The sequence below is a fragment of the Catenulispora acidiphila DSM 44928 genome (assembly GCF_000024025.1).
GTDB lineage: Bacteria > Actinomycetota > Actinomycetes > Streptomycetales > Catenulisporaceae > Catenulispora > Catenulispora acidiphila.
The window spans coordinates 7,241,126-7,262,004 of sequence record NC_013131.1; the positions used below are offsets into that span (position 1 = coordinate 7,241,126).

General features: G+C 69.4%; 21 protein-coding genes. 15 read left to right on the plus strand and 6 right to left on the minus strand.

What is annotated here, in order from left to right:
• Nucleotides 1-6: 6 nt before the first annotated feature.
• From CACI_RS31175 to CACI_RS31210, 8 genes are all read left to right on the plus strand, one after another.
• Nucleotides 7-1,308: a DegT/DnrJ/EryC1/StrS family aminotransferase gene (locus CACI_RS31175; RefSeq protein WP_223297293.1), complete on the plus strand. Its 1,302-nt coding sequence runs from the start codon at nucleotides 7-9 to the stop codon at nucleotides 1,306-1,308.
• Nucleotides 1,305-2,156, plus strand: coding sequence for a transketolase (locus CACI_RS31180; protein WP_015794877.1), 852 nt, complete (start codon nucleotides 1,305-1,307; stop codon nucleotides 2,154-2,156). The genes CACI_RS31175 and CACI_RS31180 overlap by 4 nt, the downstream gene beginning before the upstream one ends.
• Complete coding sequence (locus tag CACI_RS31185) at nucleotides 2,153-3,151, plus strand: transketolase family protein (RefSeq protein WP_015794878.1); 999 nt, start codon at nucleotides 2,153-2,155, stop codon at nucleotides 3,149-3,151. The genes CACI_RS31180 and CACI_RS31185 overlap by 4 nt, the downstream gene beginning before the upstream one ends.
• The gene (gene lysW / locus CACI_RS31190) at nucleotides 3,148-3,327 is read left to right on the plus strand and encodes a lysine biosynthesis protein LysW (RefSeq protein WP_015794879.1); all 180 of its coding nucleotides are present in this window, start codon (nucleotides 3,148-3,150) and stop codon (nucleotides 3,325-3,327) included. Before CACI_RS31185 ends, lysW begins: the two co-directional genes overlap by 4 nt.
• Entirely contained in the window at nucleotides 3,328-4,059 is a 732-nt protein-coding gene (locus CACI_RS31195) for a 2OG-Fe dioxygenase family protein (protein ID WP_015794880.1), read from the plus strand. It begins immediately after the preceding gene.
• An 18-nt stretch (nucleotides 4,060-4,077) separates the two neighbouring features.
• Nucleotides 4,078-4,893, plus strand: a complete 816-nt coding sequence (locus tag CACI_RS31200) for an SDR family NAD(P)-dependent oxidoreductase (protein ID WP_015794881.1) — start codon at nucleotides 4,078-4,080, stop codon at nucleotides 4,891-4,893.
• Entirely contained in the window at nucleotides 4,890-5,645 is a 756-nt protein-coding gene (locus tag CACI_RS31205) for an SDR family NAD(P)-dependent oxidoreductase (protein WP_015794882.1), read from the plus strand. Before CACI_RS31200 ends, CACI_RS31205 begins: the two co-directional genes overlap by 4 nt.
• A 179-nt stretch (nucleotides 5,646-5,824) precedes the next feature.
• Nucleotides 5,825-7,720, plus strand: a complete 1,896-nt coding sequence (locus tag CACI_RS31210) for a hypothetical protein (RefSeq protein WP_015794883.1) — start codon at nucleotides 5,825-5,827, stop codon at nucleotides 7,718-7,720.
• A gap of 710 nt (nucleotides 7,721-8,430) precedes the next feature.
• Here the strand turns inward: CACI_RS31210 and CACI_RS31215 are convergent.
• Nucleotides 8,431-9,567, minus strand: a complete 1,137-nt coding sequence (locus CACI_RS31215) for a fatty acid desaturase family protein (protein WP_015794884.1) — start codon at nucleotides 9,565-9,567, stop codon at nucleotides 8,431-8,433.
• A gap of 199 nt (nucleotides 9,568-9,766) precedes the next feature.
• Here CACI_RS31215 and CACI_RS31220 point away from each other — a divergent pair, with 199 nt between their 5' ends.
• Nucleotides 9,767-10,972 (plus strand): ATP-grasp domain-containing protein, encoded by a 1,206-nt coding sequence (locus CACI_RS31220; RefSeq protein ID WP_015794885.1) that lies wholly within the window; start codon nucleotides 9,767-9,769, stop codon nucleotides 10,970-10,972.
• A 111-nt stretch (nucleotides 10,973-11,083) separates the two neighbouring features.
• Here the strand turns inward: CACI_RS31220 and CACI_RS31225 are convergent, their stop codons facing one another.
• Nucleotides 11,084-11,632 (minus strand): DUF1062 domain-containing protein, encoded by a 549-nt coding sequence (locus CACI_RS31225; RefSeq protein ID WP_143765452.1) that lies wholly within the window; start codon nucleotides 11,630-11,632, stop codon nucleotides 11,084-11,086.
• 219 nt (nucleotides 11,633-11,851) lie between these two features.
• Between CACI_RS31225 and argC the strand changes: the two genes are divergently transcribed.
• The 6 genes from argC (at nucleotide 11,852) to CACI_RS31255 (ending at nucleotide 17,373) form a co-directional block, all read left to right on the plus strand.
• Nucleotides 11,852-12,883 carry an N-acetyl-gamma-glutamyl-phosphate reductase gene (gene argC / locus CACI_RS31230; RefSeq protein WP_015794887.1) on the plus strand — a complete coding sequence of 344 codons (1,032 nt, stop codon included), beginning with the start codon at nucleotides 11,852-11,854 and terminating at the stop codon, nucleotides 12,881-12,883.
• A gap of 41 nt (nucleotides 12,884-12,924) precedes the next feature.
• Complete coding sequence (locus CACI_RS31235; protein ID WP_015794888.1) at nucleotides 12,925-13,797, plus strand: [LysW]-aminoadipate kinase; 873 nt, start codon at nucleotides 12,925-12,927, stop codon at nucleotides 13,795-13,797.
• A complete protein-coding gene (cysC, locus tag CACI_RS31240) occupies nucleotides 13,794-14,357 on the plus strand; it encodes an adenylyl-sulfate kinase (protein ID WP_015794889.1) in 564 nt (187 codons plus the stop codon). Before CACI_RS31235 ends, cysC begins: the two co-directional genes overlap by 4 nt.
• A 58-nt stretch (nucleotides 14,358-14,415) precedes the next feature.
• A complete protein-coding gene (cysD, locus tag CACI_RS31245; RefSeq protein ID WP_015794890.1) occupies nucleotides 14,416-15,354 on the plus strand; it encodes a sulfate adenylyltransferase subunit CysD in 939 nt (312 codons plus the stop codon).
• Nucleotides 15,355-16,704, plus strand: coding sequence for a sulfate adenylyltransferase subunit 1 (locus CACI_RS31250; protein ID WP_015794891.1), 1,350 nt, complete (start codon nucleotides 15,355-15,357; stop codon nucleotides 16,702-16,704).
• A gap of 123 nt (nucleotides 16,705-16,827) precedes the next feature.
• Nucleotides 16,828-17,373: a hypothetical protein gene (locus tag CACI_RS31255; protein ID WP_041540559.1), complete on the plus strand. Its 546-nt coding sequence runs from the start codon at nucleotides 16,828-16,830 to the stop codon at nucleotides 17,371-17,373.
• Here CACI_RS31255 and CACI_RS31260 read toward each other — a convergent pair.
• The 4 genes from CACI_RS31260 to CACI_RS31275 all read right to left on the minus strand — a co-directional run bounded on the left by CACI_RS31260 (nucleotide 17,368) and on the right by CACI_RS31275 (nucleotide 20,859).
• Entirely contained in the window at nucleotides 17,368-18,660 is a 1,293-nt protein-coding gene (locus CACI_RS31260; protein ID WP_015794893.1) for an MFS transporter, read from the minus strand. The genes CACI_RS31255 and CACI_RS31260 overlap by 6 nt on opposite strands.
• 67 nt (nucleotides 18,661-18,727) lie before the next feature.
• Nucleotides 18,728-18,997 (minus strand): acyl carrier protein, encoded by a 270-nt coding sequence (locus tag CACI_RS31265; RefSeq protein ID WP_015794894.1) that lies wholly within the window; start codon nucleotides 18,995-18,997, stop codon nucleotides 18,728-18,730.
• Between the two features lie 19 nt (nucleotides 18,998-19,016).
• Nucleotides 19,017-19,964: a beta-ketoacyl-[acyl-carrier-protein] synthase family protein gene (locus tag CACI_RS31270; protein WP_015794895.1), complete on the minus strand. Its 948-nt coding sequence runs from the start codon at nucleotides 19,962-19,964 to the stop codon at nucleotides 19,017-19,019.
• Between the two features lies 1 nt (nucleotide 19,965).
• Nucleotides 19,966-20,859, minus strand: coding sequence for an alpha/beta hydrolase (locus CACI_RS31275; RefSeq protein ID WP_223297294.1), 894 nt, complete (start codon nucleotides 20,857-20,859; stop codon nucleotides 19,966-19,968).
• Nucleotides 20,860-20,879: the final 20 nt, after the last annotated feature.

Here is a 20,879-nt window from a genome sequence, read left to right on the forward strand (position 1 = left end):
GGGAGAATGATGAGCAAGCTCGCAGCATTCGGCGGTACCGCGGCCGTGCCGAAACACCGGCGCCGCTCGGAGTGGCCGCTGGTCGAGGACGACGATCGCAAAGCCGTGATAACCGTGCTGGACGGCGCGCGCCTGGTGTCCGACACCGACGGGGAGAACCCGGTGGCGGCGCTGGAGCAGGACTGGGCGCGGCAGTTCGGATACGGGCACTGCGTCGCGGTCTCCAACGGCACCGCCGCACTGTCCCTGGCCTTGTCCGCGCTCGGCATCGGGCCGGGCGACGAGGTGATCGTGCCGGCGCTGAGCTTCATCGCCACCGGGCTGGCGCCGGTCCACCAGATGGCCGTGCCGGTGTTCGCCGACATCGACCCGGTGACCTTCAATCTCGACCCGGACGACCTCGAGCGCCGCATCACCGCCCGGACCGCGGCGATCATCCCCGTGCACCTGCACGGCGCCCCGGCCGACATGGACCGGATCATGGCGATCGCGGCCCGGCACGGCATCCCGGTGCTCGAGGACGCCGCGCAGGCGCCCGGGGCGACGCACCGCGGCCGCCCGGTCGGCTCGATCGGCGCCGCCGGCGTGTTCAGCCTGCAGGTCAGCAAGAACATCCCGACCTGCGGCGAGGGCGGCCTGCTGGTGACCGGGGATGCGGACCTGGCCGCGGCGATGCGCCGCGGACGGCAGTTCGGCGAGGTGATCGAGGCCGGGCGCGAACGCGACTACGTGTCCTACGGTCTGGGCTGGAACCACAAGATGAACGGCTTGCAGGCCGCGTTCACCAGCTCGCAGCTGACCCGGTTCGAGGACTACGAGCGCGCGCGGCAGGCCAACATCGGCGCGTTCCTGGCGCGGTTGGCGAAGCTGCCGGGCATCCAAGTGCCGACCGCGCTCGCCGACACCACGCACGTCTGGCACATCCTGCGGTTCCGCTTCGACCCGGCCGCGTTCGGCCTGGACGGCGTGCCGCCGGAGGCACTGCGCTCGACGCTGCGGCGGCTGTTGCGCGCCGAGGGCGTGCCGATGTCGCAGTACCAGCTGATGCCGCTGCCCGATCAGAAGGTGTTCGTCGACCGGCTCGGCTTCGGCGTGGGACACCATCCGTGGGCGCTGACCGGTGCCCCGGGAACCGTGGCGGGCGAAGGCTATCCGGTGACCCGCGAGGTCATCGCCGATTCGCTGACCATCCAGAAGCGGCACCTCCATCCGGAGGCCGGCGATCTGCTGGCGCTGTACGCGGACGCCTTCGAAAAGGTGTGGGCCGCCGGCGACATGGTGGCCACGCTGGCGAAGGCGGCGTCATGACCGTCACGCAGCTCCTGGAGCGGGAGGCGCTGGACACTCTGGAGACGATCGCGACCCGCATCCGCTCGCACGTCATCGACATGTGCGCCGGACCTGAGGGCGGTCATCTCGGCGGGGCGTTCTCCTGCGCCGATGTGCTCACCGCGCTGTATTTCTCGGTGCTGAACGTGGATCCGGACCGGCCGGACGACCCGGATCGCGACCGGTTCCTGCTCAGCAAGGGCCATGCCGCGGTGGGTCTGTACGCGACGCTGGCCGAGCGGGGCTTCTTCCCGGTGCGCGAGCTGGCCGGATACGGACGTCCCGGCAGCAGGCTGATGGGGCATCCGGTCCGCGCGGTACCCGGCGTGGAGCTGCCGACCGGGTCGCTCGGGCACGGGCTCGCGCTGGCGTGCGGCTTCGCGCTCGCCAATCGGTACGCCGGACGCACCTCGCGCAGCTTCGTCCTGCTCGGCGACGGCGAGTTGCAGGAGGGCTCGGTGTGGGAGGCGGTGATCGCGGCCGCTTCACTGAAGCTGGACCGGCTGGTCGCCATCGTGGACCGCAACGGACTTCAGTTGACCGGCGCGACCGAGGACATCGCTCCGATGGAGCCGCTGGCTGAGCGCTGGCGCAGTTTCGGATGGTCGGTGCGCGACGTGGACGGGCACGACCCGGCGCTGCTGGCCGAGCTGCTGGACGGCGCGCCGTGGGAGCCGGGCAAGCCGAGCGTGCTGATCGCGCGGACGGTGAAGGGCCATGGGCTTCCGTTCCTGGCCGGACGCAGCTCCAGTCACTACGTGACGCTCTCGCCGCGCAACCACGCCCGGGCGCACAACGCGCTGCCGAGGACGGAGTCGCTGCGATGAACCGCGCGACCCGCGAGGCGTACCGGGACACGCTGATTCCGTTGCTGAGCCGGCATCCGGAGCTGATGTGTCTGGACTCTGACACCGGTCTGTTCGGCGCCGATCATGTTGCCGAGGCCGGCGAGCAGTACCTGAACCTCGGCATCGCCGAGCAGAACCTGATGGGTGTGGCCGCCGGGATGGCCGCGTGCGGACGAGTGCCGTTCGTCAACACGATGGCCGCCTTCGCCGCGTCCCGGGCGCTGGAGTCGATCAAGATCGACATCGCCTACAACCGGTTGCCGGTGCGCATCATGGCCACCCACGGCGGTTTGGCCGCCGGCCATTTGGGACCGACGCACCAGGCGCTGGAAGACCTCGCTGTACTGCGGGTGCTGCCCGGGATGACCGTGGTGGTCCCGGCGGACGCCGCCGCGACGGAGGCGTTCGTCGAGCAGAGTGTGACGCTGCCCGGACCGCTGTACGTCCGGCTCGGCCGCAAGCCGACGCCGCCGCTGCCCGAAGGCCCGCCGCCGGTCATCGGTCAGGCGCAGTGGCTGCGGCACGGCGAGGACGTCGTGCTGGTCGCCTGCGGTCCCTACCCGGTGCTCGCCTGCCTGGACGCCGCGGATGAGCTGGCCGGCCACGGCATCGAAGCGAGCGTGCTGAACATGCACACTCTGCGGCCGCTGGACACCGGGACGCTGATCGCCGCGGCCCGTCCGGCGCGGCTGGTGGTGACTCTGGAAGAGCACTGGCGCAGCGGCGGCCTGGGCGGCGCGGTGGCCGAGGCGCTGGCGGAGTCCGAGCCCGTCAGGGTGCTGCGACTCGGCGTGCCGGACACCTTCGTCAGCGAGGTCGGCAACCAGGAACACCTCGTCAGGCATTACGACCTCACCGCGGAGCGGGTCGTGGGGGCGGTCCGTGCCGCCCTCGACACCTCGGCCCGATCCGACAGACCTGCCAGACCCGACAGACCCGCCATACCCGACTACGACAAGGAGCTCGTTTCATGATCACGAACGTCGCCCAAGCCTGCCCCGAATGCGAGGAGCCGGTGGAGCTGGCCGAGGCGGTGCGCCTGAACGAGATCGTCGAGTGCGCCGGCTGCCGCAGCGAGCTGGAGATCGTGGCGCTGGACCCGCCGGTGCTGGCGCTGGCGCCGGAGGTCGAAGAGGACTGGGGCGAGTAGATGACCACCGACAGCGCGATCTTCAGCGTCACCCTTGCCGCCGTCAAGGATCTGGCCGAGTCCGGCACCCACCTGCTCGGCGCTTCGGAGTTCTCCTCGTTGACGAACTCCACGCCGCAGGACTGGGCGCGCTTCGGCCAGAACTGGGACGACCTCAAGCTCGACACCTATATGGCAGACGGTGGGACCTACCGCTACCGGCGGTACGACCAGTTCGTGGTCGACGTCGAGGCCGAGCGCATCATCTTGCTCCAGCACGGTCCATACCGTCAGGAAGCTGATATCAATAAGCTCAATGGCGGGATCGACCGGGTCTATGAGCCGCTCACCGCGGCGTTCCTGGACGACCCGCTGTTCCGCAACATCCTGATGGAGCTGGCGCTCATCTTCAGCGGCGTCGAGGACGTCAAGAAGTGGAACGTCAAGGTGACGCCCATCCGGATCATCGCCACGCAGGACCAGGCGGGGCAGCCGACGCCGGAGGGCCGGCACAGCGACGGCGCCACCTTCATCACGTCTTTGATGATCGGCCGCACCAACGTGGTCGGCGCGGACAGCTCGGTCTACAGCCCCGACGGCGAGGCGCTGATCACCACGATGCTCGCCGAGCCCGGCGAGATCCTGCTCAGCGACGACCGGCGCACGCTGCACGACGTCACGCCGGTGCGCCCGGGCGAGGCCGGGCAGCCGGCCCACCGCGACGTCCTGATCATGGCGTACACCGCGCTCTGAGGCGCTCGAGGAGAACTCATGTCAGAACTCAGATCCGGCGCGGCCGACCCGGACTTCGGCGACGGCTTCGGCAACGACTTCGCAGGTCTGGCGGCGATCGTCACCGGCGGTTCGGGGGCGATCGGGCTGGCCGCGGCCGAACTGCTGAAGAGCCGGGGCGCCCGCGTCGCCGTGCTGGCGCGCCGGCCCGGCGAGCTGCCGGACGGGATCGTCGGGATCGAGGCGGACGTCACCGACGACGCCTCGGTCAAGACCGCGGTGGACGCCGCGGCCGAGCGGTTCGGGCGGCTGGACGTCGTGGTGAGCAACGTCGGCATCTCCGCTTACGGAGACGTCGCCACGAACAGCGACCAGGAATGGTCGCAGGTCTTGGACGTCAACGTGATCGGGATGGTCCGGATCGTCCGGCACGCGCTGCCGCATCTGCGGCGCTCGCCGGCCGCGGCGATCGTCACCACCGGCTCGATCGTCGGATGGGCCGGCATGGCGCAGCGGGCGCTGTATTCGACCACGAAGGGCGCGGTGCACGCGCTGACGCTGGCGATGGCGGCGGACTACGTGCGCGAGGGCATCCGGGTCAACTGCGTCTCCCCCGGCGCGGTGGACACACCCTGGGTGAACCGGCAGCTGAGCGAGGCCGAGGACCCGGAGGCCGCGCGCGCCGAGTACCTCGCCTTCCAGCCGGCCGGGCGCCTGGTGACCACCGCCGAGGTCGCCGGGGCGATCGCCTACCTGGCCAGTCCGCTGTCCGGCGGCACGACCGGCACGGTGCTGGCCGTCGACGGCGGCATGTACAACCTGCGGCTGCGGCCGCCGACCAAGGAGCGAGTGTGAACGACTTCAAGGGATTGACCGCCATCGTCACCGGCGGCGCCTCGGGGATCGGCCTGGCCACGGCGAAGCTGCTGCACAGCCGCGGCGCCGACGTCGCGGTGTTCGACCTCAAGCCTGACGGGCTGCCCGAGGGCATCGTCGGGATCGAGGTCGACGTCACCGACGACAGCCGGGTGGCGTGGGCCGTGGAGGCCGTGGTCGAGCGGTTCGGGCAGCTGGATGTCGTGGTGAACAACGCCGGCATCCCGGCGATCGGCGACATCACCGGGAACTCCGACGCGGAGTGGCTCGGGGTGCTGGACGTCAACGTGGTCGGGATGGTGCGGGTCGCGCGGCACGCGCTGCCGCACCTGCGGCGCTCGCCGGCCGCGGCGATCGTCAACACGTGCTCGATCGTCGCCTGGGCCGGGATGGCGCAGCGCGTGCTGTACTCGGCGAGCAAGGGCGCGGTCTACGCGCTGACCCTGGCGATGGCTGCGGACCACGTCCGCGAGGGCATCCGGGTCAACTGCGTCGCGCCCGGGACGGCCGACACGCCCTGGGTGGACCGGCAGCTCAACGAGCTCCCTGATCCAGAGGCGGCGCGGGCGGCGATGAACGCCTTCCAGCCCGCGGGGCGTCTGGTGACCGCCGACGAGGTGGCCGGGGCGATCGCGTATCTGGCGAGCCCGCTGTCCGGCGGCACCGCCGGCACGGTGCTGGCCGTGGACAACGGTATGCACGGTCTGCGGCTGCGGCCGCCGGCGAAGTAGGGCGCCTGGTCGGGGCGCGCGCTTGGTAGCGCCGCCCGAGGCGCGGTGCGCGCGGTGCGCGCGGTAGGCGCGGTAGGCGCGGTAGGCGCGGTAGGCGCGGTAGGCGCGGTAGGCGCGGTAGGCGCGGTAGGCGCGGTAGGCGCGGAACAGTAAACCCTCTCTCCAAGGAGCCACACCTCATGCAGCCCGAATCCCATGCTCCAGGCGTCGGGACGGCGACCATGGTGCCCTCGCCGTTCTCAGTCCTGGACGACACAGCCTCCTATGCTGCGGCCGTTGAGGAGTTCCTCAGCGCGCCCTCGTCCGCGACCGTCCCGGTGTGGACCGGCGGACGGGCTGACCTCGCAGCCTCCGTCGAGCGTTCGGTCTCCCTATACGGGGAGGTCAGTCGGCCGGTGGCGCGCACGTACGGCATCGTGCTCAAGCCCGAGGCGCTGCCGGCCGGTCTGGTCTCGCTGATCGCGCCGTGCGCGCGCACCTGGCTCGGCGAGGACGAGCTCGGTGCGGCGCTGCTCGACGAGCTTTGGGCGCGGCAGACCGACGGCGGCGTGTACACGCTGCTGATCGCCGGGCTCTACGAGCACTTCACGGTGGATCTCATCTGGCCGCTGGTGCGGGCCGCGGCGCGGCGGCCGGAGGTGCGGCTGACGTTCCTCACCGGCCGGGACGCGGCTTCGCTGGCGTGGTTCACGGCGAAGCAGTACGTCCACACCGCCTCCGACGTGCGCGAGCTCGGGATGTTCACCGGCGTCGACCGGGGGTTCGTCCACAGCGGCGTCCACGTGCGCGACGAGCGCGGGCTCGAGACCGCGGACGTCAAGACCGAGATCTTGGACACCCGCTGGCGGCGGCTGTTCCTGCAGGGGCATGGCAAGGACGACTCGCTGAACCTCGCCGACTTCACCATCTGCGGGCTGAACGAGGCGGTGGCGCGCGACAACGCGCTCATCGCGCCGATCTGCGCCACGACAGGGCTCTGTTACAAGCCCATGGACAAGCTGATCCAGCTGCGGGACGTGCGGGCGGCGGAGGTCGTGCTGAGCTCGTGCAACAACAGCCCGTTCTCCGACGCGGCGGTCTACGACCCGAAGTACCAGCTGATGCTGAACGCGATCGACGGGACCGCGAAGGACATCGTGGGCGCGATCTCGGTGCACGACTCGGGGCGCGCGGAGAACAGCGCGTGGACGCAGGCCGCCTTGGCGCACGCCTCCTCGGTCAGCGCGCTCAACACGAGCATCGGCAAGGCGGAGGCGTTCCCCGCCTACGTGCACTTCGGCATGGGCGACGACACGGGAGTCGCGCCGGAGCCGCCGGACATCGCGCCGGAACCACTGCTGCTCACCACCGCCGCGCGCCTCACCGCGTACCTGGCCGGCGGACTGCTGTCCCCCAACAACCCGCTGCGCACCCGCTTCGGCAAGCTCGCGGCGAAGGTCGAGAACCAGGTCAGCCGCCGCGACCTGGCAGTCCACCAGGACCGCACCGCGACGCTGCGCAGCCTGGTCGACGACCTGCAATCGCTGGACATGGCGGTGGCGACGCAGTTCGTGAAGGACCCCGACAACGAACTGAGCAACTGCTTCGCCTACTTCGGCGACCGCAGCCGCATCGACATGGACTCCATCAGCCACATCCGCTGCCAATGCGGCCGCCCCGCCGAACGCTACATCCGGCGCAGCCTCGTCCCCACCGCCCTGGACACCGAGGGCATCGTCTGCACCCGCTGCGGCGACGTGGCCTTCCGCCTCCCCAACTCCCCCGCCCTCCTGCTGCACACCGACGAAGTCGCCACCCAGGGCAGCACCCTGCAAGTCCGCGTCGCAGTCCGCGAAGCCCGCCCCGGCATCCTGCGCGCCGGCCTCTTCTTCGCCGCCTACGGCCGCGAGGAGTGCACCATCACCCCCGACCTGCGCAAGGTCCGCATCGGCGCGAGCGGCGAAGGCGAGGCGGAGTTCACGCTGACCCTGGCGCCGGACATGGCGTGCCAGGGCTACTACATGACCGCCTACGCGGTGCAGGACCTGGCCGTGTCGATCGCGCGGCGGAACTTCGGGGTCGTGCCTGCGCGCTGAGTGGCCCGAGTGGGATGGCGGTGGCGGCGTGGGGCGACCTGCGCCGCCACTGGTTTGTGGTGGGGGTGAGTGGCTAGGTGCGGGCTGTTTGTGAGCTTTTAAAAGCTTTTTACGGCTTCGCGCGGGTGTTGATGGCCTCGCAGGGGGCGCAGTTCGGTGGGTCGTGTCCGGGTTGCGCTGGCGGCCGGCGGTGGAGACCGTGCACAATCGCGCGCCGGTCCGAATCATTGCGCACACGTTATGGTGGGAAAATTTCGTTCGACTTGATACCGCCAGGCCGAAATGATTCCGTCTACGGCGACGACGCAACGGGGAATCCGGGACTAGGGCGACCACAAGCAACAACAATCGGCAGCAGACAGCGCGACCACCCCTCCCCGGAGCGAGTGCCGCTCGCCGCGAAGGCGCCGCGGAGGCCCTGCTTTTGATTTCTGGTGCCCACCAAACACGGCAGACACCCGCCAGCCCCAATGTATGCGCAGTGACTCGGGCTGGTGCGCGGTCACGGGCACGAAATGCCGCCGGCCGCCAGCGCTATCCAGCACACACCACCGAACTGCGTCCCCTGCGAGGCCATCAAACCGTGCGCGAAGCCGTAAAGAATGCCTTTGAAACCACCAACAAACCGCACCAAAAACAACCCACCGCACCCACCACAAAAAAGGTCCCCTGCGCATTTGCGGCAGAGGACCTTGCGGTGCGGAGTACCGTCACCCGACGTCGGCGGTCTCGCGCCAGTGCTCGGCGGCGGCCGTCGGGTCGAGGGTGGGGGCTTCGGCGGCGAGGAGCATCAGGCGGGCGAAGGTGGGGCTGGCGGCTGCGGGGTCGCCGCCGGCTTTGCGCCATTGGCGGTATTTGGCGGCGTAGCTGATGACCGTCTCCTTGTCGCGGCGGGAGTGGGGGCGGGTGAAGGCGCCGGCCCAGAGGCCGTCCCAGGCGGCGTAGCCGGGGTCGCGGAGCATGACGCGGTGGGCTCGGGCGAGGTTCCAGTGGGGGATGCCGGTGTTCAGGTGGTGGACCAGGTGGTAGCGGTCGTTGTGGCGGCTGATCAGGAACCATTCGAGGAAGCGGCCGTGGCGGTTGCGGGTCAGCAGGAGCGGTTGCTTCTCGCTTTCGGGCATCGGGTAGTGCTCGGAGAGTTCGGCGAGCCAGCCGATGGCGGCGTTGGTGGTCAGGAGGGGGACGAACCAGAACAGGGCCAGTTGCGGGAGCCAGCCGAACCAGGCGCACAGGCCGATGATGGCGGTCCACTGGGTGAGCAGGACTATGCGTTCGGTGCGCAGGGATATGGGGACTGAGACCGTGTTCTTGGAGCCGTCGTAGAAGATGCGCTCGCGGGCGACGTAGCCGATGTAGTCGACGGTGCGCAGACCCAGGACCGACAGGATCAGGTCCTTGTAGAAGAAGTGGCGGTCGGAGCGTTCGATGTCGTACAGGCCGCACTCGATGTGGAAGCTGTAGTCGGGATCGTCCTTGGCATCGCCCAGGTTGCGGTGGTGGTTGCCCACATGCGAACTGCGATAGGGCCCGTACAGGTGCCAGACCAGGTAGCCGGCGAAGACCGAGCCGCCGATCAGGTTCAGCGTCTTGTTCCGGGCGAGCACCTTGTGCGAGGACTCGTGCAGGAAGTGCGCCATGAAGCGCTGCGTGGAGCCGATCACGATGAGCGCCACCGGATAGAACCAGTACGAGCCGGCGACGCACAGCGCGACGGAGGCGGCGATCAGCGCGTACTCGAAGAGGATCGCCAGCGGGCCGTGGTAGTCGTCGAGACGGCACAGTTCCCGGAGTTCCTTTTTCACCCCGGGATCCAGCCGATCGAAATTCAGTTGCTCGATTGCGGACATGCCCGTCCTTCGGTCGGTTCGCGAAATATGATGCGTTCTTTTCGGATGACGGCGTCGTCGCAAGGACGCTACGCGCCCGAAGGCGCTGTATTCGTCCGCGACAGGTTCATCCGCAGTGGCGCATCGCATTTACCGCGCTCCGCGAGGCTACTCACCCTGCTTATTCAGTCCGGACTTCTCGCGTGCGAACCTCAATGGCATGAAATCCGTGCTCATCCTCTCCTGGAAAGCCATAGGCAACGTGGCGCCCGCGGTCAAGGAACTGCGGGCCCGAGATCTGCGGCCGGTCCTGGTCTCCAATCTCCCGGACGACCCCAACGCCATCCTGTGCGACGAGCACGTCGTCTTCGACTGGGACCGCGAGCAGCTCCCGGCTCTCCTGGCCCGCCTCGACGAGCGCGCCCTGGACCTGGTCGGCGCCGTCAACATGGTCGAGAAGCTGATCGGCTGGCACCACGCGGTCACCGCGCACTACGGCCTGCCCGGCGGCGACGCCGGCCGCCTCGCGATCGCGAGCAAGACCGCGGTCCGGGACCGGATGCGGGCCCTGGGCCTGTCGGACATCAAGTACGCCGGCGAGGCGGACGCGCCCGAGACCGTGGACTTCTTCCCCGCGATCGTCAAACCCGCGCGCGTGTCAGGAGCCTCATACCTGGTCCGCCGCGTCGACGACCTCGCCGAGTTGCTCGCCTATCGGCAGCAGCTGGCGGACTCCGGAGCCGGCGACATCGAGATGATCGTCGAGGAGTACCTGTCCGGAACCGAGTTCTCCGTGGACGGCCCGGTAGTCCGCGGCCGCTTCCACCCGGTCCTCGCGGTGGAGAAGCCCGACCACAACGAGGTCACGCACCACGACGCCGGCCTGGAGTTCCACCCGCCGCAGAGCGACCACGTCCGCGAGGGCGTGCGCGTCTTGTGCGAGACCGTCAGCACCCTGTGTACCGACCTCGGCCTGGACCAGCTCTGGCTGCACTTCGAAGGACGGAGCTCCGCCGACGGCCGCACCGAGCTCATCGAGATCAACCCCCGGCCCGGCGGCGGCCAGATCCCCAAAGCGGTCCAGGAGATCAGCGGCATCGACGCGATCGAGGCGGTCGTCTCCATGTCCCTGGGCGTCTACACACCGGAGAACCTGGGACCGCTGCGCGAGCAGCCGATCATCGGCTGGATGGACGTGGAGGCCTACGAGGTCGGCACGGTCGACGTCGCCAGCAGCGAAGCCGACTTGCTGGCGCTGCCCGGCGTCATCAACATCAAGCTTCTCAACGGCTTCCAGATCAAGAGCCTGGACATCGAGAACTTCTTCTTCTCCTTCGCGGTGGTCGCCGATTCGGTCGACCAGCTGCGCGCTCACGCCGCGACCGTCTTGGAGACCCTCGACTATCGCGTCGTGCCGGCGGAGTGAGCGCGGAGTACATCAGGGCACATACCACGGCTCCGCGACCCGGAGGGGGGTAGGTCGCGGAGCCGTGGAGTCTGTAAAGGATCTGTACTGCCCGTAAAAGATCTGTGCCGCTCAGCGCTTGAGAGTAAACGTGAAGTCGCTGGAGAGCTTCCCTCCCAGTTTGGCCGTCGAGACGACCTTCCCGTCGGCGATCAGCCGGTCGACCTCGCTGCGCGACAGACCGCAGCCCTCTGCGATCAGCTTCACCGGACGCACGGGGATCTGCGCCGCGAAGCGGACCGTGACGTCCCTGCCCTCGTGGCTGACGTGCCCCGGCGCGCCGGTGTCCAGGCGCCACGCGTCGCCCCAGTCGAGCGCGACGCGGTTGCGGTGCCGGACGCCGGGATCCTGCAGTAGTTCGGCGGCCAGGGTGGTGTCGTTGTCGTGCAGCCGCCGCAGCACCTCGGGCTTTATCGCGCGCACGTTGGTCCGCTCCATGACCGTGAGCTTCGTGGTCTCGCCGCAGCCGATGCACAGCGCCAGGAGCCAGACGTCGAGGAGCTTGTGGTTCGCGTTGACGCGGAATTTGCCGTTCGCCCGGAAGGTTTCCGAGCCGCACACATGGCAGATCCGGCGAATGAGCGGCAGTCCGACGGGCTCGATCACCCAATTCTCGGGCACGGGAAACACACCCTGTTCCATTGCTAGACGATTACTACCGCAGGCTACGAAGCACCGTCGTCCAGCACGTCAGCACAAAGATGATCTGCGACTACGCGCGGCGTTGACGTTCCCGCGCCGCGGGTAAGCGTCATGCTTACGAACGTCAGTCCGGCATTCCCTTCGAAATGCGTTTGTCGCGGACGCCGACGACGCCGATCGCCCCGTAATTTCCTTGCCATGGTGCGAGTGACGGTGGCCGGTGCGGCCGGCTATATCGGCGGGGAATTGCTGCGGCTGCTGCTGGGACATCCCGAGATCGAGGTGGTCGGCGCGGTGTCGTCCCGGTTCCCGGGCCGGCGGATCGACGGCGTGCATCCGAATCTGCGCTCTGCCACCGATCTGTCCTTCTGCGCGACCGAGGACGTCCCCGAAAGCGACGCGGTGTTCCTGGCGCTGCCGCACCGGGTCGCGATGACCCAGATCGAGCAGTGGACGCAGCGCTCGAAGCTCGTCATCGACCTGACCGGGGACTTCCGGCTCGACGACACCGCGGTCTACGAGCGCTACTACGACGAAGAGCATCAGGCTCCGCATTTGCTGGACGAGTTCACCCCCGGCCTTCCGGAGTTGTATCGCGACCAGCTGCGCACCGCGGACCTGATCAGCGTTCCCGGCTGCATGGCCACCGCCGGCGTGCTCGCGCTGTATCCCTTGGTGGCGCACGATCTGATCGATCCGGAGCAGGGCGCGCAGTTCGACGCCCGCACCGGGTCCAGCGGCTCGGGCGCGACCGCCGGACCGGCCAACCTGCACGCCGAACGCAGCGGCGCGATGCGCGTGTTCGCCCCCACCCGACACCGGCACGAGGCGGAGATCTCCCGGCATCTGGGCCTGTCCGCGGCGATGACGGCGACCGGAGTCGAGGCGGTGCGCGGCGCTCAGAGCCTGTGCCACGCCACGCTGCGCGAAGGTGTGGACGAGCAACAAGTCCGGCGCGCGTTCCGCCGGCAGTACTCCGCCGAACCCTTCGTCCGCGTCGTGGCGCACCAGCGCGGCATCCACCGCTACCCCGACCCGAAGATCCTGCTCGGCTCCAACTTCTGCGACGTCGGCTTCGCCGTGGACGCCGACACCGGCCGGCTGACCACGATCGCGGCCCTGGACAACCTCGTCAAAGGCGGCGCCGGCAACGCCCTGCAATGCCTCAACATCCGCCTGGGCCTGCCCGAGACCCTCGGCCTGTCTTTCCCCGGCCTGCACCCGCTGTAGGCCGTGGGCCCAAGGAGCAGGCCCGGCCAACCGGAGAAACCGTGACCAGCAAACCGCTCACCGTCGTCAAGTGCGGCGGCAATCCCGCCGTGGACGCCGCCGGCATCTGTGCCGACATCGCCCGCCTCGTCCGCGAGGACCGCTCCGTCCTGCTCGTCCACGGCGGCTCCGGCGAGATCGGGCGCCTGGCCGGCCGGCTCGGCGTCCCGCAGCGCACCCTCGTCGCCCCCGACAACGTGTCCACCCGGTACACCGACCCGGACACCCTCGAGGTGGTCATCCTGGCGTTGGCCGGCGCGGTCAAACCCCGACTCATCGCGGAACTGGCGCGCCACCGGGTGCCCGCCGTCGGCCTCACCGGCATGGACTGCCGCATGCTCCGCGCCCAGCGCAAGTCCGCCGTGCGCTCCGTCGTCGACGGCCGGACCGTGTTGGTCCGGAACAACCTCAGCGGCCGGATCACCACCGTGGACACCGGGCTTCCCAGAACCCTGCTTCACGCCGGCTACGTCCCGGTGGTCTCACCGCCCGCCATCGACGAGCACGACCAGGCGGTCAACGTCGACGCCGACCGCGCTGCCGCCGCACTGGCCGCAGCCCTCGGCGCGGAGGAGCTGCTGCTGCTCACCGGCGCGCCGGGCGTGCTCGCCGATCCCGACGACCCCGGCAGCGTGCAAAGCAGCATCCAGATATCCCCCACCGGCGCCCCTGATCCGTCCGCCCGAGGCGGCATGGCGCTCAAACTCATCGCCGCGCGCGAGGCGCTTGCCGGCGGCGTCGGATCCGTCCGCATCGCCGACGGGCGCATCCCCGAACCCGTCAGCCGCACACTCGCGGGGGCTGGCACCACAGTGCACATCTCCCGCGCGGAATCGCCGAACCACAGCTCACGTGAAAGGGAGATCCGCCGATGAGCGCATCGAATGGCACGCCGGAGAAGCGGCCCGGAGGCACGGTCTGGCTGACCGGGCTGCCCAGCGCCGGCAAGAGCACCATCGCGATCGGTCTGGCCGAGCGCCTGCGCGCTGACGGGCACCGGGTCCAGGTGCTCGACGGCGACGAGGTCCGCGCCGCCCTCTCCCCCGACCTGGGGTTCTCGAAGGAGGACCGGGACACCAGCGTGCGGCGAATCGGCTACGTCGCCGAACTGCTCGCCGAGCACGGCGTGACGGTGGTCGTGCCGGTCATCGCGCCGTACGCGATGTCGCGCGAGGCGGTCCGGGACCGGCACGCGGCGCGCGACGTCCCGTATCTGGAAGTGCATGTCGCCACGCCGGTGGAGGTCTGCGCCGACCGCGATGTGAAGAGCCTCTACGCGCGGCAGGCCGCGGGCGAAATCAGTGGTCTGACAGGCGCGGACGACCCCTACGAAGTGCCGGTCGACCCCGATCTGCGGATCCACACGCAGCACCAGACGGTCGAGGAGTCGGTGCGCAACGTGCGGGCGCTGCTCACGGCGCGGGGTCTGGCGTGATCCCCCTCGGGTGGACGGCTGCGTGGGAGTTCGGCGATCAGCGCGAGGGGGTCCGCGGATGACTGTCGTGGATACCGTTCGGACCCGCCGCCCCTCGGGTCCGCTGCGCCTGTCCCACCTCGACGCGCTCGAGTCCGAGGCGGTGCACATCTTCCGTGAGGCCGCGGCCGAGTTCGAGCGTCCGGTGCTGCTGTTCTCCGGCGGCAAGGACTCGATCGTCATGCTGCACCTGGCAGCCAAGGCTTTCTGGCCCGAGCGCGTGCCCTTCGGTCTGCTGCATGTGGACACCGGGCACAACTTCCCGGAGGTGCTGGAGTTCCGCGACCGCGCCGTCGCCGAGGCCGGTGTGCGGCTTGAGGTCGCTCGGGTCCAGGACTACATCGACGACGGACGGCTGCGCGAGCGCGCGGACGGGACGCGCAATCCGTTGCAGACCGTGCCGCTGCTGGACGCCATCAACGCGCACCGCTTCGACGCCGTCTTCGGCGGCGGACGGCGCGACGAGGAGAAGGCGCGGGCCAAGGAGCGGGTCTTCTCGCTGCGCGACGAGTTCGGGCAATGGGACCCGCGGCGTCAGCGTCCTGAGTTGTGGGCGCTGTACAACGGACGCCACCGGCCCGGCGAGCACGTGCGCGTCTTCCCGCTGAGCAACTTCACCGAGCTGGACGTCTGGCAGTACATCGAGCGCGAGGGGATCGAGCTGCCCTCGATCTACTTCGCGCACCAGCGCGAGGTCTTCCGGCGCGGCGGCATGTGGCTCACCGCGGGCGACTGGGGCGGGCCGAAGCCGGAGGAGACGCCGGAGAAGCGCAGCGTGCGCTACCGGACGGTCGGCGACATGTCCTGCACCGGCGCCGTGGACTCCACCGCCGGGACGGTGCAGGAGATCATCGCGGAGATCGCCGCCTCGACGCTGACCGAGCGCGGCGCCACCCGGGCCGACGACAAGCTGTCGGAGGCCGCCATGGAGGATCGCAAGCGCGAGGGGTATTTCTAGATGCAGCCGCTCACGCCATCACTGACGAAATCACTGACGCAGTCGCGTACTCAATCGCTCACGCAATCACTCACGCAGCCGGGATCGCTGCTGCGACTGGCCACCGCCGGCTCGGTCGACGACGGCAAGTCCACGCTCGTGGGCCGGCTGCTGCACGACGCCAAGCAGGTCTTCACCGACCAGCTCGACGCCGTGGAGCGAGTCTCGCGCGAGCGCGGGCTGGAGGGCGCGGACCTCGCGCTGCTGACCGACGGGCTGCGCGCCGAACGCGAGCAGGGCATCACCATCGACGTGGCGTACCGGTATTTCGCGACGTCGCGGCGGCGCTTCATCCTCGCCGACACGCCGGGGCACGTGCAGTACACCCGCAACATGGTCACCGGCGCCTCGACGGCGCAGCTGGCCGTGGTGCTCGTGGACGCGCGGCACGGCGTGGTCGAGCAGACCCGGCGGCACGCCGCGGTCGCCGCGCTGCTGGGCGTCCCGCACGTGGTGCTCGCCGTCAACAAGATGGATCTGGTCGGATACGCCGAGGACGTCTTCGCGCCGATCGCCGACGAGTTCGTCTCCTACAGCCGCGCCCTCGGCATCCCCGAGGTGACCGCGATCCTGCTCAGCGCCCTGCTCGGAGACAACGTGGTCGAGCCCTCGCAGCACATCGACTGGCATCCGGGCCCGACGCTGCTGGAGCACCTGGAGACCGTGGACATCGACGGCGAACCGGCGAGCTCGGCGGCGCGAATGCCGGTGCAGTACGTCCTACGACCGCAGAGCCCTGACTTCCGCGACTACCGCGGCTACGCGGGCCAGGTCACGGCCGGAGTATTCGCTCCCGGCGACGAGGTCCTGGTCCTCCCCTCGGGCCGCCGCACGTCGATCGCCGCCATCGACCGCCTCGGCGAGCAGGACCTCGAGGCAGCCGGCGCGGGCCAGTCGGTGACCCTCCGCCTCACCGACGACGTGGACGTCGCACGCGGCGACATCATCGCCGCGACCGAGCGCGCGCCACGCGTGACCCGCGAGGTATCGGCGACCGTCTGCCACCTCGCCGACCAACCGCTGCGCACCGGCGACCGCGTACTGCTGCGCCACGGCACCGCCACGGTGAAGGCACTGGTCGACTCGATCGATTCGGTGCTGGATCTCCGGACTCTGCGACGCGAGCCAGGACCGCAGACCTTGCAGGCCAACGACATCGGCCGCGTACGCCTGCGCACCGCCTCGCCGCTGCCGCTCGACGACTACGCCGAGCACCGCCGGACAGGCTCGTTCCTGCTGATCGACGAGTCCGACGGGACGACCCTGACCGCGGGCATGGTCGGCGAGCCGTTGGCCGGCGCAGTGCACTGAGACACGCACGCCAAGCACCCGCTCAGCCGATTGGCTGGGCGGGTGCTTCGCATATGCTGCACAATGAGAGGTATGGGGCGTCGGGGGTGGATCGCCGCAGCTGCGGTTGCGGTCGTTGCGTTTGTGGGAATCTCAGGCTTCGCGGTCGACGCGCATGCTCTGGCGGTCAGACCGCCGGCGGTCACCGGCTCGGTGACGTTGCAGGCGGTGCGGAACACCGATCCGAAAGCCGACCTGTTCCTCTACGACATCCAGCGCTTCGACGGTGGCTGGCTGACGACGCCGAGCACCTTCGTCGAGGGCACGATCCACTGGCATCTGCCTCGCCGGCTGAATCCGAACACCTGCCAGGTGGCAGTTCACACGCTGCCGCAGGGGGCATGGCTCGGTGCCAACGCCCTGGCCGGCAACGTGTCAATGGGAGACGACGACCGGCTGGACAAAGCTCTCGCCATGCCGCCCGGCATAGCCGCTTTCATCATCCAGCCGGTCGGCACCGACGGTACCGCCACCTTCCTCTTCGCGTTTCTCGACGGGCAGAACCCGTTCGACGGCAACGCAGCCAGCGCCTCCGCGACGGTCGAGTGCGGTAACCACGTCCATCTGTTCCAGCAGTCCCAGGACGTCGTCGGACCGGTCACAGACTTCCCCGTATCAGTGATCTCATAGCTCGGCGGGCTCGGCGAAGGTGCGGCGGGAGGTGAAGGCGATCGCGGAGACGATCAGCATCACTACGACCACGGCGAAGAAGGTCGCGCGGGTTCCGGAGGCGTTGACCAACAGGCCCGCGAGTTGGGCGCCTAGCGCGGCGCCGCCGATGCTGACGGTGATGGCCCAGGTGAAGGCTTCGGTGACGTAGCCTTCGCGGGCGGTGCGGGAGACCAGGCTGTAGGAGATGGCGGTGATCGGGGCCTCCATCAGGCCGAGGATGACCAGAGCGGCGCCGAGGGACCAGGTGTTCCAGGCGAGCATCACCAGGGTGGAGCCGCCGGTGAGGGCTAGGAGCCCGGCGGCGAAGACGAGTTCGGTGGGGCGGCGGAGGGTGTGGCTGCCGTACCAGAGGCCGCCGAGGATGCCGCCGACGCCCCAGACGCCGAAGATCAGGCCGACGTTGTGCGCCGCTCCGTGGTTCTGGACGAAGGCGGGGACCGCGACGTTGTAGGCGCCGGTGGCGATGCCCGCGATCAGGAGCACGATCAGCAGCCGGACCAGGCCGCCGGAGCGCAGGGCGCCGAGCGGGTCGCGCTTGCCGGTGACGACGCTGCGCGCGCGGGAGGCGGGGGTCATCGCGAAGCCGACGGCGCCGGCGCCGGTCATCACGCCGCCGATGATCAGCGCGGTGCCGGCGCTGCCGAAGAACAGCACCAGGCTGAACAGCACCGGACCACCGATCACGAAGACCTCGCCCAGCACCGCCTCGATCGACAGGCCCACGCGCTCGGTGTTCCCCGGCGCGGCCCACAGGGAGCGGATGCAGCCGCTGATCGGCGGGATCGCGGCGCCGCCGACGACCGTGCACACCAGTTGCAGAGCCAGTGCCTTCGAGCCGGCGGACACGAAGCCGATCAGCGCCAGCGGGTAGACGATGCCGGTGATGAGCAGCACGCGCGGCTGTCCGTACCGGTCGACGTAGCGGGCGATGAACGGCGCGAAGACCGCCGTGCCCAGGCTGTAGCCGGCCAGCAGCATGCCGACCGAGAGATAGCTCAGCCCGCGCGAGGTGGTGAAGACGACCATCGCGACGGTGATCAGGTACAGCGGGAACCGGCCGACGATGCTCCAGAACAGCGGCGCGCGCATGACCTTGTCGTGCACGACGGACACGAGCGGGTTCCTCGTGGGCGCCGCCTCGGCGGAGGCGGAGGCGGCGGGTTCGGTGGAGACAGCCGGGTCGGTGGAGACAGCCGGATCAGTCGGCGTTTCTACGGACGCTTCGACGGACGTGGTGGACGACATCGTGACTCGCAATTCCCGCGGACTCCCCCGCCGACGGCGAGGCGGTCCGCGCACAGATGGCGGATTCTTACTCCGGGCCCGCGCCCGGCCTGCGCGCGTCGATCAGCTCGGCGATCTCGGCGACGCTCGCGCCGCCGACCAGCTCGCTCATCGCCACATCGACGGACGTCGCCTTGAGGATGCTGAACTGCAGGGCTATGACCTGCACCGAGACGGCGCCGAGCGCACGCAGGGTCCGGTGGTCGATCTCCTCGGACTCCGGCAGCCGCAGGACGTCCCGGATCATGATCCGCAGACGTGACAACGTGGTCAGGCGCGCTTCGAGACTCTTCTGCACTTCGATGACTCCTTACGGATTACGAGATAAGTGATTCGCCGGCACGCAGCAGGACGCACACCCGGAACCCGGACACGCTCGATGCCAGCAGATACAGCCCGTCGGGGCGGATGGTCCCGGCCGAGCGCCGGTCGGCCAGGTTGATCAGCGGGTCCGCAGCGAAGCAGTGCCCGACCCGGGCGATGTTCGCGGTGTCCAACTGGGACAGCGAGAAGCCCGCCTGCACCTCCTTCATCGTCACGATGGGGAGGTAGATGTTGTTGTGCAGCAAGCCGTCGATCGCGTCGAGGGTGATGCCGGCTTCGGCGCACAGCTGCGCGTTGGCGACCTTCGCCAGATCGGCGCTGATCTCGGTGACCCGTCCCAGGGCAGCCGGATCCAGCGCGCCGGCGTCGGCGACCCACTCGTACGAATCCCCGGCCGTGTCAGCCTGCTGAGTAACCAGGCAGCTGGCAGCGCCGTCGCTGAACAGCGCGAACTCGGTGAGCCGCTCCGATTCCTCGGCGACCCGGTCCGTGGTGATCACCAGCACGGTCCGATGCTGTCCCGCAGCGACCATCGCGGCGGCGACGCGCAGTCCGACGAGCAGGTTCGCGCAGCGGTTCAGCGTGACGCCGGTGACCGGGACGGGTCCCAGCTCCAGCCCTCGCAGCACCGTGGCGATCAGCTCGCCGTGCTGAGCGATCTCGGCGGGGAACCGCGTGGAGCACAGCACCAGCGCGTCGACCTCGCCGGGCTCGACGGCGGCTGCCGCCAGCGTTCGACTCCCGGCTTCCACCGCGAGTTCGGCGGTCGTCAAAGCCGTCTGGTGCACCTCGCCCCACCCCCACAGGTCGGCGTCGGGCACCATCCGGGCTTCGTCGACGAACTCGGCGAACCCGTCGATCTCGTCGTGCTTCCTGGTGATCTCGCCGAGCACATATCGCGGCGCGCGCACGAAGACACCAGTGGTCTGATTCAGATTCATGTCACGCCAATCGCCGGCGCAGGAAGTCAGCGATCAAGCCCATCGCGTCCCTGGCGGTTTCGAGGATCGAGGACAACGCCAGAAACCCGTGCGTCAGGTCTTTGTAGTGGTGGTGCTCCACCGGCACACCGGCGCGGAAGAGCACGTCCACGTAGTCCTGGCCCTCATCGCTGAGCGGGCAGTATTCAGCGGTCATCACCAGCGCCGCCGGAAGTTCGCTGTGGTCGGCGGCATTGAGCGGCGAGGCCAACGGGGACTCACCGGCGGCACGGTCAGCGAGGTACACGTCCCAGAACCATTCCGACGAATACGCGTTGAAGAACATCGGGTCCTTGTTCTCCCGCATGGACTTCGTGTCGGCATAGGCACGGAACGGCGGATAGACGAGTACCTGCGCGGCGATTGCCGGTCCTTCGTCGTCGTCCTTGGCCATCAACGTCATCGCCGCGGCCAGGTTGCCCCCGGAGCTGTCGCCGCCAACCGCCATGCGCGAACCGTCGGCGCCGAGCTGGTCGGCGTGCTCCGCGACCCACTTCACAGCCGCGTAGCAGTCGTCGACGGCTGCCGGGAAGGGGTGCTCGGGCGCCAGCCGATATCCGGCGGAGACAACGGTGCAGGGAGTCATGGCCGCCAGCGCTCGGCAGATCGCGTCCGAGGTCTCCAAGGAGCCCACGACCCAGCCGCCGCCGAAGAAATACATCAGCACCGGCAGCGGGGTCTCGCTGTGCGGACGATAGACCCGCAGCTGCTGGCCGCCGGCCGGGCCCGGAATGGTCACGTCGAAGATCTCGTCGGGATGCTCGTGCCAAGTCCACGCCGTGGCCTCGGTTTCGGCGTCCGCTTTACGGGCTTCTTCGATCGTCATGGTGTAGAGCGGCGTGAATCCAGTCTCCACGCGATAGTCCCTGACCCGCT

Coding starts and splice junctions, on each gene's coding strand:
- CACI_RS31210 (WP_015794883.1), top strand. CDS start 5,825: ATGCAGCCCGAATCCCATGCTCCAGGCGTCGGGACGGCGACCATGGTG.
- cysD (WP_015794890.1), top strand. CDS start 14,416: ATGACTGTCGTGGATACCGTTCGGACCCGCCGCCCCTCGGGTCCGCTG.
- CACI_RS31215 (WP_015794884.1), bottom strand. CDS start 9,567: ATGTCCGCAATCGAGCAACTGAATTTCGATCGGCTGGATCCCGGGGTG.
- CACI_RS31200 (WP_015794881.1), top strand. CDS start 4,078: ATGTCAGAACTCAGATCCGGCGCGGCCGACCCGGACTTCGGCGACGGC.
- CACI_RS31185 (WP_015794878.1), top strand. CDS start 2,153: ATGAACCGCGCGACCCGCGAGGCGTACCGGGACACGCTGATTCCGTTG.
- cysC (WP_015794889.1), top strand. CDS start 13,794: ATGAGCGCATCGAATGGCACGCCGGAGAAGCGGCCCGGAGGCACGGTC.
- CACI_RS31175 (WP_223297293.1), top strand. CDS start 7: ATGATGAGCAAGCTCGCAGCATTCGGCGGTACCGCGGCCGTGCCGAAA.
- CACI_RS31180 (WP_015794877.1), top strand. CDS start 1,305: ATGACCGTCACGCAGCTCCTGGAGCGGGAGGCGCTGGACACTCTGGAG.
- CACI_RS31250 (WP_015794891.1), top strand. CDS start 15,355: ATGCAGCCGCTCACGCCATCACTGACGAAATCACTGACGCAGTCGCGT.
- CACI_RS31195 (WP_015794880.1), top strand. CDS start 3,328: ATGACCACCGACAGCGCGATCTTCAGCGTCACCCTTGCCGCCGTCAAG.
- CACI_RS31220 (WP_015794885.1), top strand. CDS start 9,767: ATGAAATCCGTGCTCATCCTCTCCTGGAAAGCCATAGGCAACGTGGCG.
- lysW (WP_015794879.1), top strand. CDS start 3,148: ATGATCACGAACGTCGCCCAAGCCTGCCCCGAATGCGAGGAGCCGGTG.
- CACI_RS31260 (WP_015794893.1), bottom strand. CDS start 18,660: ATGTCGTCCACCACGTCCGTCGAAGCGTCCGTAGAAACGCCGACTGAT.
- argC (WP_015794887.1), top strand. CDS start 11,852: ATGGTGCGAGTGACGGTGGCCGGTGCGGCCGGCTATATCGGCGGGGAA.
- CACI_RS31270 (WP_015794895.1), bottom strand. CDS start 19,964: ATGAATCTGAATCAGACCACTGGTGTCTTCGTGCGCGCGCCGCGATAT.